13 protein-coding genes and 1 riboswitch are annotated in these 15,916 nt (G+C 70.8%); of the genes, 6 read left to right on the top strand and 7 right to left on the bottom strand.

The genetic code is table 11. The annotated features are described in order from the left end of the window. The 3 genes from H036_RS24620 to H036_RS0118630 form a co-directional block, all read left to right on the top strand. A partial coding sequence (locus H036_RS24620; protein ID WP_017936325.1) for an HNH endonuclease signature motif containing protein occupies nt 1–1,170 on the top strand: 1,170 nt, incomplete at its 5' end. A 9-nt stretch (nt 1,171–1,179) separates the two neighbouring features. Beyond that, nucleotides 1,180–1,935: a peptidylprolyl isomerase gene (locus H036_RS0118635; protein ID WP_017936324.1), complete on the top strand. Its 756-nt coding sequence runs from the start codon at nt 1,180–1,182 to the stop codon at nt 1,933–1,935. Between the two features lie 89 nt (nt 1,936–2,024). Next, entirely contained in the window at nt 2,025–2,306 is a 282-nt protein-coding gene (locus H036_RS0118630) for a hypothetical protein (RefSeq protein ID WP_017936323.1), read from the top strand. 28 nt (nt 2,307–2,334) lie between these two features. Here H036_RS0118630 and H036_RS0118625 read toward each other — a convergent pair whose 3' ends face one another. Further along, nucleotides 2,335–2,775 carry an OsmC family protein gene (locus H036_RS0118625; RefSeq protein ID WP_017936322.1) on the bottom strand — a complete coding sequence of 147 codons (441 nt, stop codon included), beginning with the start codon at nt 2,773–2,775 and terminating at the stop codon, nt 2,335–2,337. A 105-nt stretch (nt 2,776–2,880) separates the two neighbouring features. Between H036_RS0118625 and pepN the strand changes: the two genes are divergently transcribed. From pepN to H036_RS0118610, 3 genes are all read left to right on the top strand, one after another. Further along, nucleotides 2,881–5,340, top strand: coding sequence for an aminopeptidase N (pepN, locus tag H036_RS0118620; RefSeq protein ID WP_017936321.1), 2,460 nt, complete (start codon nt 2,881–2,883; stop codon nt 5,338–5,340). 84 nt (nt 5,341–5,424) lie between these two features. Then, nucleotides 5,425–6,639: an exonuclease SbcCD subunit D gene (locus H036_RS0118615; RefSeq protein ID WP_017936320.1), complete on the top strand. Its 1,215-nt coding sequence runs from the start codon at nt 5,425–5,427 to the stop codon at nt 6,637–6,639. Continuing rightward, entirely contained in the window at nt 6,639–9,578 is a 2,940-nt protein-coding gene (locus H036_RS0118610) for an AAA family ATPase (RefSeq protein WP_017936319.1), read from the top strand. The genes H036_RS0118615 and H036_RS0118610 overlap by 1 nt, the downstream gene beginning before the upstream one ends. 104 nt (nt 9,579–9,682) lie before the next feature. Here H036_RS0118610 and gcvP read toward each other — a convergent pair whose 3' ends face one another. The 6 genes from gcvP to gcvH form a co-directional block, all read right to left on the bottom strand. Next, nucleotides 9,683–12,565 carry an aminomethyl-transferring glycine dehydrogenase gene (gene gcvP, locus H036_RS0118605; RefSeq protein ID WP_017936318.1) on the bottom strand — a complete coding sequence of 961 codons (2,883 nt, stop codon included), beginning with the start codon at nt 12,563–12,565 and terminating at the stop codon, nt 9,683–9,685. Between the two features lie 86 nt (nt 12,566–12,651). Then, nucleotides 12,652–12,738: riboswitch (glycine riboswitch) on the bottom strand. A gap of 78 nt (nt 12,739–12,816) precedes the next feature. Beyond that, nucleotides 12,817–13,416: a MerR family transcriptional regulator gene (locus H036_RS0118600; RefSeq protein ID WP_017936317.1), complete on the bottom strand. Its 600-nt coding sequence runs from the start codon at nt 13,414–13,416 to the stop codon at nt 12,817–12,819. Between the two features lie 215 nt (nt 13,417–13,631). Beyond that, nucleotides 13,632–14,099: a bifunctional nuclease family protein gene (locus H036_RS0118595; protein WP_017936316.1), complete on the bottom strand. Its 468-nt coding sequence runs from the start codon at nt 14,097–14,099 to the stop codon at nt 13,632–13,634. A 44-nt stretch (nt 14,100–14,143) separates the two neighbouring features. Beyond that, a complete protein-coding gene (ftsR, locus tag H036_RS0118590; RefSeq protein ID WP_017936315.1) occupies nt 14,144–14,893 on the bottom strand; it encodes a transcriptional regulator FtsR in 750 nt (249 codons plus the stop codon). 11 nt (nt 14,894–14,904) lie between these two features. Further along, nucleotides 14,905–15,399 carry an FHA domain-containing protein gene (locus tag H036_RS0118585; RefSeq protein WP_017936314.1) on the bottom strand — a complete coding sequence of 165 codons (495 nt, stop codon included), beginning with the start codon at nt 15,397–15,399 and terminating at the stop codon, nt 14,905–14,907. A gap of 80 nt (nt 15,400–15,479) precedes the next feature. After that, nucleotides 15,480–15,866 carry a glycine cleavage system protein GcvH gene (gene gcvH / locus H036_RS0118580; protein ID WP_026146167.1) on the bottom strand — a complete coding sequence of 129 codons (387 nt, stop codon included), beginning with the start codon at nt 15,864–15,866 and terminating at the stop codon, nt 15,480–15,482. Between the last annotated feature and the right edge of the window lie 50 nt (nt 15,867–15,916).

Genomic DNA, 15,916 nt, shown 5'->3' with positions numbered 1-15,916 from the left:
GATGCGAATCCGATCTTCCTCTCCACCACCGACAAAGCCGCCACCATCCTCGACCTGCGGCGGCTCCGGGCCCGTCTCGAAGAGCTCGAACTACGGGTTATCGCCAGCGCCCAGGACGTGGCCGAGGAGATCGGCGCACGTGACGTCGCGTCCTGGCTGGTCGCCCAGGAGGTCGTCGACAGCAGGGCCGCGCACGCGGCGCTGGCTCTGGCGCGCGGCCTGGAGCAGCGGCCGGTGGTGCGGGCCGCGTTGGCGCAGGGTCGGTTCAGTCTCGAGCATGCCCGGGTGATCCTCGACGGGCTCGCTGCCCTGCCCGACGACCTGCCCACCGATGTCGTGGAGCGCGCCGAGGCACACCTGTGCGACCTCGCCACCCAGCACTGCCCCAAGGACCTGCGCCAGCTGGCGGCGCATCTGTTGGAGGTGGTCGCGCCCGAGATCGCGGAAGCAGCAGAGGCCGACGCCATCCGTCGATTGGAGGAGGCCGCGCACGCCAAGGCCACGTTGACGATCAGCGACCACGGCAACGGCATGACCCGCATCCACGCGCTCGTGCCCGAAGCCGTCGGCGAACGCCTCCACACCCTGCTGGAGGCCTTCGCCCAACCTCGGGTCGCGGCCCTGGAGGCCGACGGCAGAGTGCGCCCCCGCAACCGGCTCTTCGCCGACGCCTTCGCCCAGCTCCTCGAATGCGTGCCCGGCGACCGTGTCCCCGCCCACGGCGGCGACACCACCGCCGTGATCGTCACGATCCCCATCGAGTACCTGCACAGCGAGCTCGGCATCGCCCAACTCGGCGACACCAACGTCCCCGCCGGGGAAGCACGGCGACTGGCCTGCACCGCCGCGGTCATCCCCTACGTCCTCGGCGGCAAGTCCGAACCCCTCGACCTCGGCCGAGCCAGACGCCTCTTCTCCCCCGCCCAACACAAAGCCCTCAGAATCCGCGATCGGCACTGCCGCGCCGAGGGCTGCACCGTGCCCGCGACCTGGTGCGACGCCCACCACGAAAATCCCTGGAGCCGAGGCGGACCCACCGACCTGACCAACGCCGCCCTCCTCTGCGGCCACCACCACCGCAAAGCACACGACCCCACCTACGAAACCATCAGGCTCCCCAGCGGCGACTACCGGTACCGCCGCAAGTGCCTGCGTCGAGTCGCGGCCTAGGATCCAGCCATGCTCTTGCGCGCCTCGATCGCCCTGACCGCCCTCGTCCCGGTCCTGCTCCTGTCCGGATGCGGAAGCGACGACTCCAAGGCGACCGACTCCGCGACTACCTCGCCGGCCGCATCATCGAGCAGTGCCGCCGCCGGTGGGGCGACCACCTGCACCTACCCGAGCAGCGGCGCGGGCTCGGCGGGCGTGAAGGTCAGCACTCCCCCGGCGACGCCCGCAGTCTCCGGCAAGGTCGCCGCCACGATGCACACCTCGATCGGCGACATCGGCCTGACGCTCGACGCTGACACCGCACCGTGCACCGTCAATTCGTTCGTGTCGCTGGCGAAGCAGAAGTACTTCGACAAGACCAGCTGCCACCGGCTCACCACCGAAGGCATCGATGTGCTGCAGTGCGGCGACCCCAGCGGTACGGGTTCCGGCGGGCCGGGCTACACCTTCGCCGACGAGCTCGACGGCGCCAAGGCCCTGGTGACGGACAAGGAGGGCACCTCGGCGGCCGGCGAGACGATCAAGACCTACCCCGCGGGGACGGTGGCTATGGCCAACGCGGGCGCGAACACCAACGGCTCGCAGTTCTTCCTGGTCTACGCAGACAGCCCGCTGCCGCCGAACTACGCCGTCTTCGGCACCATCGACGCGGCCGGCGTGAAGGCGATCATCGCGGACGCCGCGGCGGGCACCGACAACGCCAACGGTCAGGGCGACGGCCACCCGAAGAAGCCGGTCGACATCACCTCGGTCACGGTCGGGTGATCTGGGCTACGTCGTCCGCCGCGTCCGTGTAAGCCCTGTCTATCGGGGTATTGGCCAGAGGACATGCACCCAACCCGGGAGGAGCCATCATGCTCACCCTGACCGAGAACGCCAGCACGATCGTCAAGAACATCACCCACCAGCCGCAGGCACCGGACACGGCTGGTCTTCGGATCACGTCCGACGACGCCAGCCAGACCTTCGAGGTCACCGCCGCCCCGACAGCGCACCCTGGCGACCAGGTGGTCGAGCAGGACGGCGCCACCGTCTACCTCGACGAGCGAGCCGCCGAGCTCCTGGAGGACAAGGTCCTGGACGCGGCGGTCGACCCCGATGGCCGGGTCGAGTTCGCGCTCGGACCGCAGGCCTGACCCACAGCGCTCACGCCTGGGTGCACGCTCACTCGAGCGCACCCTCGACGTACGCCACCGGTGCGCCGAGCTGAACCGTCCGTCCGACGGTGCACAGCCGGTCCCGGATACGGTCGAGTGTGGCGGGGACGACCGCGCGAGCGGCGTCCCCGCCCTCACCGTCGGGGAAGGTGACATCGAAGGTCACCTCCAGATTGACCACGTGGTTGCCGTTCTCATCACGCACCACGTCGCCCGCCGCGCGCGCGGCGAAGGCCTCGAACGGGGCGCGCTTGCCGGTGATGTAGTCCAGATCGAGCGCGCCGCACGCGGCCAGTCCTGCGAGCAGCAGTTCGACCGGCGAGAAGTCCGCCCCGTCGGCCACGCCGACGCTGACCTCACCGCCGCGGCCGTTGGTGGCCCTGAAGAGATGCTCGCCGACCTTCTCCAGATCGATGGACCGCCGGTCGACCTTCGCTACGTCATTCACGCGCCTAGCGTGCCAGACCCGTTGACCGGCGCCGCGCGGCACGGCCCGCGCCAGAGCTCGTACCTCGCTCGCGCTGTCGCTCGCTTGGTCGCCTAGGCTGCCCACGTGTCGAGTGTCCAGAATCCCTTCCACAGCCTCCAGCGCACCGAGGCGCAGGCCCGCAAGGCTCAGCTCGAGATCATCGGGTACGACGTGAGCCTCGACCTTGCGACCAGCGAGACCGAGTTCTCCTCGCGGACCGTGATCCGGTTCCGCTCGGCGGGCGGTGACACATTCGTCGACGTCAAGCCGGTGCGACTCCACGCGATCCGGCTCAACGGCGAGCCCCTCGACGCCGACCTGCTCGAGCGCGGCCGCTTCCCGCTGCACACCCAGAGCGGCGAGAACGAGCTGGTCGTGGAGGCGACGATGCGCTTCCGCAACGACGGCGAGGGGCTGCACCGCTCCGTCGACCCGGCCGACGGCAAGCACTACATCTACGGCATGTCGTTCATGGACGCCGCACCGAGCGTCTTCGCCTGCTTCGACCAGCCCGACCTGAAGGCGCCGTACACGCTGCACGTGCGGGCCCCGCGGGATTGGGTCGTGATCGGCAACGCGCCCGGGCAGCAGGTCGCGCCGGGTGAGTGGGAGCTGGAGCAGAGCCAGCCGCTGTCGACCTACTTCGTCACACTCGTCGCCGGTCCCTACCACGTGCTCCACGACGAGCACCGGCTCAGCGACGGTGTCATACCGCTCGGCCTCTCCGCCCGCGCCAGCCTGGCCAAGGACCTGGACAAGGACGCCGACGAGCTGTTCACCTTGACCAAGCAGTGCTTCGACGAGTTCCACCGACTGTTCGGGATCCGCTACCCGTTCGGCAACTATCACCAGGCGTTCGTGCCGGAGTTCAACGCCGGCGCGATGGAGAACCCGGGCTGCGTGACCTTCCGCGACCCGCTGATCTTCACCTCCCGGGTCACCCGCGGCATCCGCATCCAGCGTGCCACCACCGTCGCGCACGAGATGGCGCACCAGTGGTTCGGCAACCTGGTCACACCGGCCTGGTGGGACGACCTGTGGCTCAACGAGTCGTTCGCCGAGTACATGGGCAACCGGGTGACCGCCGACGTCACCGAGTACGCCGACGCCTGGGCCGACCTGTCCTACTCCCGCCGGCAGTGGGGCCTGGTCGCCGACCAGCGGCCCTCCACCCACCCGGTCGCCGGCAACGGAGCGGAGGACGCTGTCGCGGCGCTCCAGGACTTCGACGGCATCTCCTACTCGAAGGGCTCGGCCATCCTGCGCCAGCTCGCCGCACGCCTCGGCGACGAGGTGTTCTTCGGCGGCGTGGTCGACCACTTCAACCGCCACCGCTTCGGCAACGCGACGATGCACGACCTGTTCGACTCCTGGCAGCGTGCCGGCGCCGCCGACCTGGGCGACTTCGCGGCGCAGTGGCTGCGCACCGCCGGCCCAGACACCATCACCTACGACCGCAGCGCGGGCGTGCTGCTGCGTACCCCCCCGGCAGACCACCCGGCCGACCGCTCGCACGCCTTCCGCGCAGCGGTGAACGATGGGGCAGGATGGCGCACCGAGCAGGTCAGCGTCTCCGCCGCGTCGACGCCCCGGCCGCTCGAGGGCGAGGCGATCATCCTCGACCCGTACGACGACACGTGGGCGGTGCTGATCCCCGACCAGACCACCGTCACAGCGCTCAAGCGGCTCCTGCCCGAGGTCACCGACGGTCCGCTGCGCGCGGGCATCTGGAACAACCTGCGCAACGGGTTCCACAATGCCGCCATCGCACCCACCGACATCGTGGACATCGCGGTGGCCAGCTTCCCCGTCGAGGACACCGAGGACACCGCCCGGCGGACCATCGCCTGGCTGTTCCGCGACGTCGTGCCGGTGGCGCCGGACGGCTCGCTGGCGCGGTTGCACGAGGCCGCACTCGGCAAGATCACCTCCACCGACGTCGGCTCCGAGCAGCAGCTGGCCGGCTTCCGGGCGGCGATCCGGTCGGCCGAGGACAGCGGCGTGCTGCGGGGCTGGCTCGCCGCCACTCCCCAGGGCATCGACCTCGACCTCGACCTGCGCTGGCGGCTGCTCGGCCGACTGGCGGCGCTTGGCGCCATCACCCGCGAGGAGCTCCAGGCGGCGTACGACGCCGAGCCCGCCAACGACGCCCGCGTCGCGCTGACCGGCGCCCTCTGCTCGCTGCCGGACGCCGAGGCGAAGGCGTACGCCTGGTCGGTCTTCACCGGCGAGACGAACCTGCCCAACTACGAGGTCGTGGCCGCCGGCCAGGGGCTCTGGCGTGGTCCGGACGAGCTGACGGCGCCGTACGTCGAGCGCTACTTCGCCGAAGTGCCCGACACCGTCAAGGTGCGGTCGGGCTGGGTGCTGGCCACCGCCGCTGAGGCGTTCTTCCCGGCCGGATCGGTGCAGGACGCCACCTTGGCGCGCGCACACGCGACGATCGACCTGCCAGGCCTCGACCTTCCGCTGCGGCGCGTGCTGGTGGACTGCGCCGACCAGCTCGCGCGGCAGCTTGCCGTACGCAGCACGTTCGGCGGCTGAGGATCGGCCCGCTCCGGGTGCCATCTCGGTCACGTCCGGCGTGGGTCACCCAGACTGTCAGTGGTCCCTTCTAGGTTCTCTTCCATGCGGATCCTGCACACCTCCGACTGGCACCTGGGGAGGTCCTTCCACCGGGAGGGCATGCTCACCCACCAGGGCGTCTTCGTCGACCACCTGCTCGAGGTGGTCGAGCGTGAGCGGGTCGACCTGGTCGTCGTCGCCGGCGACATCTACGACCGGGCGCTCCCGCAGGTGGACGCGGTTCGGCTGGCCTCGGAGACGCTGGCCCGGCTGGCAGCTTCGCGGGCCAAGGTGGTGCTCACCAGCGGCAACCACGACTCGGCCCACCGGCTCGGCTTCGGCTCGGACCTGATCGATGCGGCCGGGGTCTTCATCCGCACCGACGCCTCCCGCGCGGCTGCGCCGATCATGCTGGAGGACGAGCACGGGCCGGTGGCCGTCTACGGCATCCCCTACCTGGATCCCGACACCGTGCGCGAGCCCTGGCAGCTCGCTGCACGCTCCCACGCCGCCGCACTCGGCGAGGCGATGCGAAGGGTCCGCGAGGACCTCACCCGTCGCGGCGGCGCCCGCTCGGTGGTGCTGGCGCACGCCTTCGTGGCCGGCCGCGCCGAGGAGCCGGTGCAGCCGAGCGACTCCGAGCGTGACATCTCCGTCGGTGGCGTCTCGATCGTGCCGACCTCGGTCTTCGACGGCGTCTCCTATGCCGCTCTCGGCCACCTGCACGGCCGCCACACGCTCAGCGAGACGATCCGCTACAGCGGCTCGCCGCTGGCCTACTCGTTCTCCGAGGCGAGCCACCGCAAGGGCTCCTGGCTGGTCGAGCTGGGTGCCGACGGTGTCAGCCACGCGGAGTTCGTCGAGGCGCCGGTCCCCCGCGAGCTGGCGCTGCTGCGCGGCGACCTGGAGACCCTGCTCGCCGACCCTGCCCTGGCCGTCCACGAGGGCTCGTGGGTGCAGGTCACGCTGACCGACCCGGTGCGCCCCAGCCAGGCGATGGAGAGGCTGCGCCGACGTTTCCCGCACACCCTGCTGCTCGGTTTCGAGTCGACGGCGCCCGTGGTCGGAGCACTGCCGCAGGGACACGGCCCGATGCGCCGCGACCGGGACCTGGTGGCCGACTTCGTCGCCGAGCTGCGCGGCGCGCCCGCCTCGGAGGGTGAGCTCGCCCTGCTGGGCCGTGCCGTGGACGACTGCTGTGAGGACACGGATGTCGACGTGCTCGTCGGCGCCGGCGCCGCGTCGGTCGAGGAGGAATGGGCGGAGGTGCTCTTCTGATGCGCCTGCACCACCTCGAGATCACCGCCTTCGGTCCGTTCGCCGAGACCGTCACCGTCGACCTGGACCGGCTCTCCTCGGCCGGCCTGTTCCTGCTCTCCGGGCCGACCGGCGCCGGCAAGACCAGCGTGCTGGACGCGATCTGCTTCGCTCTGTACGGCGATGTTCCCGGCGACCGCGCCTCCGCGAAGAGGCTGCGCTGCGACCAGGCCGCGCCCGGTGTCGCACCCCGGGTCGTGTTGGAGGCGACGCTGGCCGGCCGCCGCTTCCGGATCGGCCGCTCCCCCGCCTGGGACCGCCCCAAGAAGCGCGGCACGGGATCCACCACCGAGCAGGCCGCGGTGGTGGTGCAGGAGCAGCGTGCCGACGGCTGGACCACCCACACCACGCGACTCGACGAGGCCGGCCACCTGATCACCGACCTGCTCGGCATGACGCTCACCCAGTTCACCCAGGTCGCCCTTCTCCCGCAGGGGCGGTTCCAGTCCTTCCTGCGGGCGAGGTCCGAGGAGCGCAAGGAGCTCCTCCAGCGTCTCTTCCGCACCGAGCGGTTCAACGACGTCGAGCGCTGGCTGCGCGAGCACCGGCTCTCGCTGCGTCGACGCAGCGAGGGCCTCAACCAGCGGGTCGCGGACGCGGTCAGCCGGATCAGCGAGGCCACCGCATCGCCACTTCCCGATGACTGGGAGCTCGCCGACCTGACCCTGCCTGCCGGCGACGGCGCCATGATCGGCTGGGTCGAGGGGATCGGGAAGCAGCTGCACGAGGACCACGTCGCCGCCTGTGCCGTGGCAGCGGATGCCGTCGGCGCCGAGGCGCAGGCGCGCGACGCGCTGGACCAGGCTCGGGCTTTCGTGAACCGCCGCCTGCGGCACGACGCCGCCGTGCGCGAGCATGCCGAGCTCGTCGCCGAGGCTGAGGAGATCGACACCATCGCCGCCCGGGTGGAGGCGGCCCGCCGAGCCGCGACGGTGACCCCGGTGCGCAGGCTCGCCGAGCGGGCGCGCGCCCAGCACGAAGCCTGCCTGACCACGACTCCTGCCGACGCACCACTCGTCGAGGCCCGCGCCACGCAGCGCGAGCTGATCCGGCTGGTCGACGCAGCGCAGGCACTCCTGCCCCAGGAGGCACGTCGCGATGCCGTGGCGGTCGAGCTCGGCCGCGCCACCGCAGCACACGAGCGTCTGTCCGCCGAGATCGCCACCCTCAGGGCCCGGACGCAAGCGGCACCGGCCCGCATCGACGAGCTGCGATCCTCCTTGGAGGCCGCTCGACGTGCCGGTGCCGTGGTCGACACGCTGAGCGTGCGCGCCGGCGCCTACGCCGAGGCCGACCGTCTGCGGATCGCCCTCGCCGAGGCGAAGGAAGCACACGCCGCAGCACGCAGTGGGGCTCAGGAGCTGCGCGGCAACGCCCTCGACGTACGTGCTGCTCGGCTGGACAGCATGGCGGCCGAGCTCGCCGGTGCCCTGGCCGTGGGAGGCTGCTGCCCCGTCTGTGGCTCGGCCGAGCACCCGGACAAGGCCACGCCCTCCGCCGACGCCCCGGATGCCGAAGCGGAGAAGGCCGCCCAGAAGGCAGCCGACGACGCCAGCGCCGTCGAGCACCTCCGCGGGCTTGAGGTGCGTGACCTCGAGACCCGCCTCACCCTCACGCGGGAGCAGGCCGGCCCCGATCCCGAACGGGACGGCGTCCTGTCCGACCTCGCCGACGCCCGGACCCTTGCCGCCACCGCCTCCGACGTGGAGCGCGGTCTCGCCGCAGCCAGCCGCACCGCCGAGGCCGACAGCACGCGAATGACCGAGGCGAGCGCGCAGGCAGCCGCCGCGGAGGCAGCGCTCGCCGCGCTGGGCCGTGAGCACGTGACCCTGGATGCCTCGCTTGCGGAGGCGCTCGCCGCTGCGACCACGGTTGCCGACGGCGCCGCCATCACATCGATCGCTGGCCTCCTCGCCCATCGCGAGCAGGCCGCCCACGCCGGCGCCGCCTTGGTCGAGGCCATTGAGGCTCGCGATCGCGCCGCCAGTGCTCGCAGCGAGGCAGAGCGGGCGCTCGCGCACGCGCTGACCGACGCAGGCTTCGAGGACGCAGACGCGGTCGCTGCCGCCGAGATCCCGGCGCAGGAGATCGAGAGCCTCACCGCCCGGCTCAAGCGCCACGAGCGCCGCCTGGCCGTGGTCACGTCGGTCCTGGCTGAGCCGGATGCCGAAAGCCTCGGCGATCGCCCGCTCCCCGACGTGCCGGCCCTGACGAGCACGCACGAGACCGCGCTGCGCACGATGAGCAGTGCTCAGGCCGCGGTCGCGCGCTGCACCGCCGCGCTCGCCCGGCTGGCCAAGCTGCGCGACGAGCTCGACGAAGGTTTGGGCGCCTGGGCGCCGCTGCGCGGCGAGCTCGAGGTCGCTACCCGGCTGGCGTCGTTCGCGGAGGGCAAGAGTGCCGACAATCGATTGCAGATGTCCCTGTCCGCCTACGTCGTCGCCTACCGGTTGACCCAGGTGGTGGCCGCTGCCAACGAGCGGCTCTCCTCGATGAGCGACCAGCGCTACCAGCTCGAGCACACCGCAGCCCGTGGCGCCGGCGACCGCCGCGGCGGCCTGGCGCTGCTGGTGCGCGACGACTGGTCGGGTGAGACCCGTGACCCGGCGACGCTGTCGGGCGGCGAGACGTTCGTGGTCTCGCTGGCGCTGGCCCTCGGCCTGGCCGACGTGATCACCCAGGAGGCCGGTGGAGCGATGCTCGACACGCTCTTCGTCGACGAGGGCTTCGGTTCACTCGACGCCGAGACGCTGGACGATGTGATGGCCGTCCTCGACGGTCTGCGCGATGGCGGCCGGGTCGTCGGCGTCGTCAGTCACGTCGGTGAGCTCCGTGACCGGATCCCCACCCAGCTGCGGGTCGCCAAGTCCCGCACCGGGTCCACCCTCGCCGTGCACTGAACCCCCAGGCCGAGAGGTCACTTTCCGCAGGTTGAGTGTCCATCCACGTGGACACTCACACCGCAAGAAGTGACCTCTCGACCCGCAGAAAGTGACTCTTCGAGCTACTCGGCGAATGCCTCCGGCGGCGGGCAGGCGCAGACCAGGTTGCGGTCGCCGTACGCGTTGTCGATCCGGGCGACCGGGGGCCAGTACTTGTCGGCGGCGGAGTTGAGCCCAGGGATGCCCTGGGGGAAGACCGCCTCCTCACGGGAGTAGGGGCGGTCCCAGTCACCGACCAGCACGCGCGAGGTGTGCGGCGCGCCGCGGAGCACGCTGTTCTCGGCCGACCACTCCCCCGACGCGACCCGGTCGATCTCGCCGCGGATCGCGATCATCGCCTCGATGAACCGGTCCAGCTCCGCCAGGTCCTCGGACTCGGTCGGCTCGACCATCAGCGTGCCGGCGACGGGGAACGACATCGTCGGGGCGTGGAAGCCGTAGTCGATCAGTCGCTTGGCGACATCCTCGACGCTGACACCGGTCTGCTTGGTCAGCTCGCGCAGGTCGAGGATGCACTCGTGCGCGACCAGGCCGGAGTCGCCGCGGTAGAGCACCGGGTAGTACTCGCCGAGACGAGCGGCGACATAGTTGGCCGAGAGCACCGCAGCGGCCGTCGCCTTGGTGAGGCCGGCGCCGCCCATCAGCCGGATGTAGGCCCACGAGATCGGCAGGATCCCCGCCGAGCCGTACGGCGCGGCAGAGATCGGCCCGATGCCGGCGCGCTTCGACTCCTCCGGGTGCAGCCCGTGCGAGGGCAGGTACGGCGCCAGGTGGGCACGCACCGCCACCGGTCCCACACCCGGACCGCCGCCGCCGTGCGGGATGCAGAACGTCTTGTGCAGGTTGAGGTGCGACACGTCGCCGCCGAACTCACCGGGCTTGGCGTAGCCGAGCAGCGCGTTGAAGTTCGCGCCGTCGATGTAGACCTGACCGCCGTGGCTGTGCACGATCTCGCACAGCTCGGTGATGCCCGCCTCGTAGACGCCGTGCGTCGAGGGGTAGGTCACCATGATCGCGGCGAGGTCCTGGGCGTGGGTCTCGCACTGGGCGCGGAGGTCGTCGAGGTCGACGGTGCCGTCCTCGGCCGACTTCACCACCACCACGCGCATGCCGGCCATCACTGCGGACGCGGCGTTGGTGCCGTGCGCCGAGCCGGGCAGCAGGCAGACGTCGCGCTGCGCCTCGCCGCGGGCGCGGTGGTAGCCGCGGATCGCCAGCAGCCCGGCGAGCTCGCCCTGAGAGCCGGCGTTGGGCTGGATGGAGACCCGGTCGTAGCCGGTGACCTCCTCGAGCCAACCCTCCAGCTCGGCGACCAGACGCGCGTAGCCGGCGGCATCCTCGGCCGGCACGAACGGATGCAGGTCGGCGAAGCCGGGCAGCGAGATCGGCTCCATCTCGGTGGTTGCGTTGAGCTTCATCGTGCACGAGCCGAGCGGGATCATGCCGCGGTCCAAGGCATAGTCGCGAGCGGCGAGCCGCGCCAGGTAGCGCAGCATCTGGGTCTCGCTGTGGTGCGCCGAGAACACCTCGTGGGTCAGGTACGGCGTGGTCCGCAGCAGGTCGGACGGCAGCGAGTCGGCCGTGGTGCGGTCGAGCTCGTCAATGTCGGCGCTGATCCCGAACGCGCTGAACACGCTGCTCAGCGTCGAGCGGGTGGTGGTCTCCGAGGTCGATAGACCGACGGTGTCGGCGTCGACGTGGCGCAGGTGGATGGCCAGGTCGCGAGCCTTGGCGACCACGGCCGCGGCGACCCCCGGCACCTTCACGGTCAGCGTGTCGAAGAACTCCTCGCTGCTCAGCTCGTACCCGGCAGCCCGAAGACCGGCGGCCAGCACCGCGGCGTAGCGGTGGGTGCGGGTCGCGATCTGCGCCAGGCCCTGCGGCCCGTGGTAGACCGCGTACATCGAGGCGGTCACGGCTAGCAGCACCTGCGCCGTGCAGATGTTGGAGGTGGCCTTGTCGCGGCGGATGTGCTGCTCGCGCGTCTGCAGGGCGAGCCGGTACGCCGGACGTCCCTCGGCGTCGACCGAGACACCGACGAGGCGGCCCGGGATGTGCCGCTCCAGACCGGCGGAGACGGCCATGTAGCCGGCGTGCGGGCCCCCGTAGAAGAGCGGGACGCCGAAGCGCTGCGAGGAGCCGATCACGACATCGGCGCCGAGCGCGCCGGGGGCCTCGAGCAGGGTGAGCGCGAGCAGGTCGGCTGCGACCACGGCGAGAGCGTTGCGCTCGTGGGCGGCTGCGATGACAGCACGCGGGTCGAGCACGGCTCCGGAAGCGCCGGGATACTGGATCAGCACGCCACACAGCTCGCCGTCAGGCAGGCCGGCGCTCAAATCGGCGACGACGACCTCGATCCCCATCGCCTCGGCGCGGGTGCGGACGACGTCGATGGTCTGGGGCAACGCGTCGGCGTCGACGACGAACGGTCCGGATGCCTTGCGGTTCGCCCGGCGTACCAGCGTCATCGCCTCAGCTGCCGCGGTGCCCTCGTCGAGGAGGGACGCGTTGGCGGTCGGCAGACCGCACAGGTCCCCGACGAGGGTCTGGAAGTTGATCAGCGCCTCGAGCCGGCCCTGCGAGATCTCCGGCTGGTACGGCGTGTAAGCGGTGTACCAGCTCGGGTCCTCGAGCACGTTGCGACGGATCACCGCAGGCGTGATCGTGCCGTGGTAACCGAGCCCGATCATGGTCTCGCCCGGGCGGTTGCTGGCGGCGAGCTCACGAGCCAGCGCGGCGACCTGCGGCTCGCTGAGCGGGGCCGGCAGGTTGAGAGCCTCTGTGCTGCGGATGCCGCCGGGGACGGCAGCATCCATGAGAGCGTCGAGCGACCCGAAGCCGAGCCGGTCGAGCATCGCGACGGCGTCGTCGTCGGACACACCGATGTGGCGCTGCACGAACGGGGCGCTGGCGTCGAGCTCGGAAAGGGTGGGGCGGTCGGACACGAGGGCTCCTCGGGGACGCACGGGTCAGGTCGTCCTCCCCCTCTGTCACAACATCGCGCAGATGTGCGGATGACACTTCAGAGTCGCCAGCCCTCGTGGTCCTGGTGCCTGAGAGGTTCCGGGGAGGAATTGCCCCTTCGGCGCTCGCGATCGAGCTCTCCCACGCGGGTTGTCGGCACCCCAAGGATAGACGAACTCCGGCCCCGAGCCGTCAATCGACGGACCGGGGCCGGAATGATGTCTGGTGGGCCTCAGCCGACCGAGCGTGCCGCGCGTCGAGCTGCCAGCTCGTCACCCGGGGTCGACTCCCTCGTGTCGGCGCCGGCGCGCTCGCTCGGCAGCTCGGAGAGGCTGCCCTCGATCTCGCGCCACACCCCGCCGATCGCGATGCCGAAGACGCCCTGTCCGCCCTGGAGCAGGTCGATGACCTCGTCGTTGCTGGTGCACTCGTAGACCGAGGCGCCGTCGCTCATCAGCGTGACGCGGGTCAGGTCGTCGGTGCCGCGCTCACGCAGGTGGGTGACCGCGGTTCGGATCTGCTGCAGCGAGATGCCCGCGTCCAGCAGTCGCTTGATGACCTTGAGGATCAAGATGTCGCGGAAGGAGTAGAGCCGCTGCGACCCCGAGCCGCTGGCGCTGCGGATGGTGGGCTCGATCAGGCCGGTGCGGGCCCAGTAGTCGAGCTGACGATAGGTGATGCCGGCGGCATTGCACGCGGTCGGACCGCGGTAGCCCTGATCGCTCGGCAGTGGCGAGACGTCATCGCTGAAGAGCAGACCCTGCTCCTCGGCCTGCTCGGCCGCTAGGGATGCCTCGGCGCTGAGGCCTGGCTCCCGTTCGTGCTCGTTCACGCGATCCTCCGTGGTCTACTCCGGTTCAGCGTAACCCGATCGGGGAAGCCGTGGTGCCCTGTGGAGCACAACGGTGGAGTTACACCAGAGACAGTTCAAGGTAGGACCGCGATCGCCCCGGGTCAAAGACGCTTCCGGCGTGTCGCAACCCTCAACCTCAAGTTGAGGGTCATGGTCACGCCTGGTACGACGTCGAGCACGACGTCGGGCGACCCTCAGAGCGACTCGAAGTCCTCCGGCGTGACCTGGTCGAGGAACTCGCGGAAACGCTCCACCTCGTCCTCCTGTTCCGCCGGGACGGCGACGCCGGCCTCGGCCAGAACCTCGTCGGCGCAGACCACGCGGGCACCGGTCCGCAGTGCGATGGCGATCGAGTCCGACGGACGCGCCGAGACCTCGACACCCGAGCTGAAGACCAGGTTGGCGAAGAACACGCCGTCCTTCACATCCACGATCTGCACCTCGGAGAGCTCGTTGCCGGTGGCCTCGAGGATGTCCTTGAGCAGGTCGTGGGTCAGCGGCCGCGGCGGCACCACCCCCTGCTGGGCGAAGGCGATCGCCGTCGCCTCGACAGCTCCGATCCAGATCGGCAGGTAGCGCTCCCCGGTCACCTCACGGAGGAGCACCAGGGGCTGGTTGGAGGGCATCTCGACTCGGACGCCCAGGACGTCTACCTCACGCACGCCATCCAGCCTACTCCGCCGGCCCCGACGAGCCAGGGCGGCCTCTACGGCTGCTTCAGGCCGGCCTTGACCAGGGTGGCGTGCAGCCGCACCGAGAGTGCCGCGACCTCCGCCGCGGTCTCGGCAGCGCGTGCCCGGGCCGCCGGATCGTTGGTGCGCAGCTGGGGTGCGACGATCTGCTGGACCAGTCCGACCTCGCGGTCCGCCGCAGCCTTCATGCCGCGCAGATGGCGCGGCTCGATGCCGAACTCGGCCAGCTCCTTGGCGGTCTGGGCGATCACCAGGGCGTCGGTGTCGTAGTAGCCCCGGACCGGGGCTATCAGCTTGGCGTCCTCGAGCTCGCGCAGCAGCTCATCGCTCACGTCGGCGATCTTGACCAGCTCCTTGCGCGAGAGTCGCAGATTGTCGGTACGCCGGAACGAGTCGGGACTCGGCGTACCGTCCGAGGAGAGCGCCACGGTCGGCACGGTCGGGACGACCGGCCCCGGCTCCGGCGGCTCGAGGCCGCGGTCCAGCGCGTCGAGGTGCTCGGCGATGACCTTCTTCGGCAGGTAGTGGTCGCGCTGCATCCGCAGCACGTAGCGGATCCGGTCGACGTCTCGGTGGGAGAACTTGCGGTAGCCGCTAGCGGTGCGGTGCGGCGAGATCAGCCCGTCCTGCTCGAGCAGCCGGATCTTGGGGATGCTGATCAGCCCCGGGAAGTCGGCCCGGAGCAGGTCGAGGACCTGCCCGATGTTGAGCAGCTCGGTCCTCTCCCCCGACTCCGTGGTGGTGACCTGGTGTTCTGCTGCCACGCCCGGTGACCTCAGCCCTCGGCGTGGCCGGCGTAGTAGACCAGCCGGTACTTGCCGATCTGGACCTCGTCGCCGTCGTTGAGTACGACCTTGTCGATCCGGTCGCGATTGACGTAGGTGCCGTTGAGGCTGCCGACGTCCGCGACGGTGAAGTTCTGCCCGGAGCGGTCGAACTCGGCGTGCCGACGCGAGACGGTCACGTCGTCGAGGAAGATGTCGCTGTCCGGATGCCGACCCGCGTAGACGGTGTCCTTGTCGAGGAGGAAGCGGCTGCCCGAGCCCGGGCCGCGCTGCACCACCAGGAGAGCGCTGCCCGGCGGGAGGCCGTCGACCGCGGCTGCGTCGACCGGGTTGAGCACCCGCTCCGAGGTGTCGGAGCGTGCGTCAGCGATCTGGATGGTCGCGGTGCTGTCCGACGGGGCCGTGGGCGCGGCCAGCGCCGTACCGCACTGGGAGCAGAACCGCGCGTCGGCCGGGTTCTGGTTCCCGCAAGCGGGGCAGGTCATCGGGCATTCCTCCTCGTCTGACCCTCATCCGGATGGTGAGGGTGGGACGTAGTCGAACCTATCAGGTAGGCAGGTGCCGGTCAGGCCTGCAGCGTGGCCTCGTAGCCGGCGGCGTCGAGCAGACCCTCGACCTCGTCGCCGGAAGCGGGCACGACCTCGAAGAGCCAGCCGCCGCCGTAGGGGTCGTCGTTGACGAGCTCCGGGGTGGTGTCCAGCCCGGAGTTGACCGCGACGACCTCGCCCGAGATGGGCGCATAGACGTCGCTGACCGACTTGGTGGACTCCAGCTCACCGCAGGTGTCGCCCGCGCTGACCGTGGCGCCGACCTCCGGGAGGGAGACGTAGACGATGTCGCCGAGGGCGTCCTGGGCGAAGTGGGTGATGCCGATGCGCACCGACCCCTCGTTCTCGCCGGGAGTGCGGACCCACTCGTGCTCGCTGGTGTACTTCAGGTCCTGCGGATACAGCGACACGTCGTGCTCTCCTGAGGTCGGGGGTGGGCGAAGCTGTCGAAACC

The sequence above is a fragment of the Nocardioides sp. Iso805N genome, from assembly GCF_000364605.1.
In the GTDB taxonomy this organism is placed as follows: Bacteria; Actinomycetota; Actinomycetes; order Propionibacteriales; family Nocardioidaceae; genus Nocardioides.
This window is presented reverse-complemented; position numbering and strand designations above follow the sequence as displayed.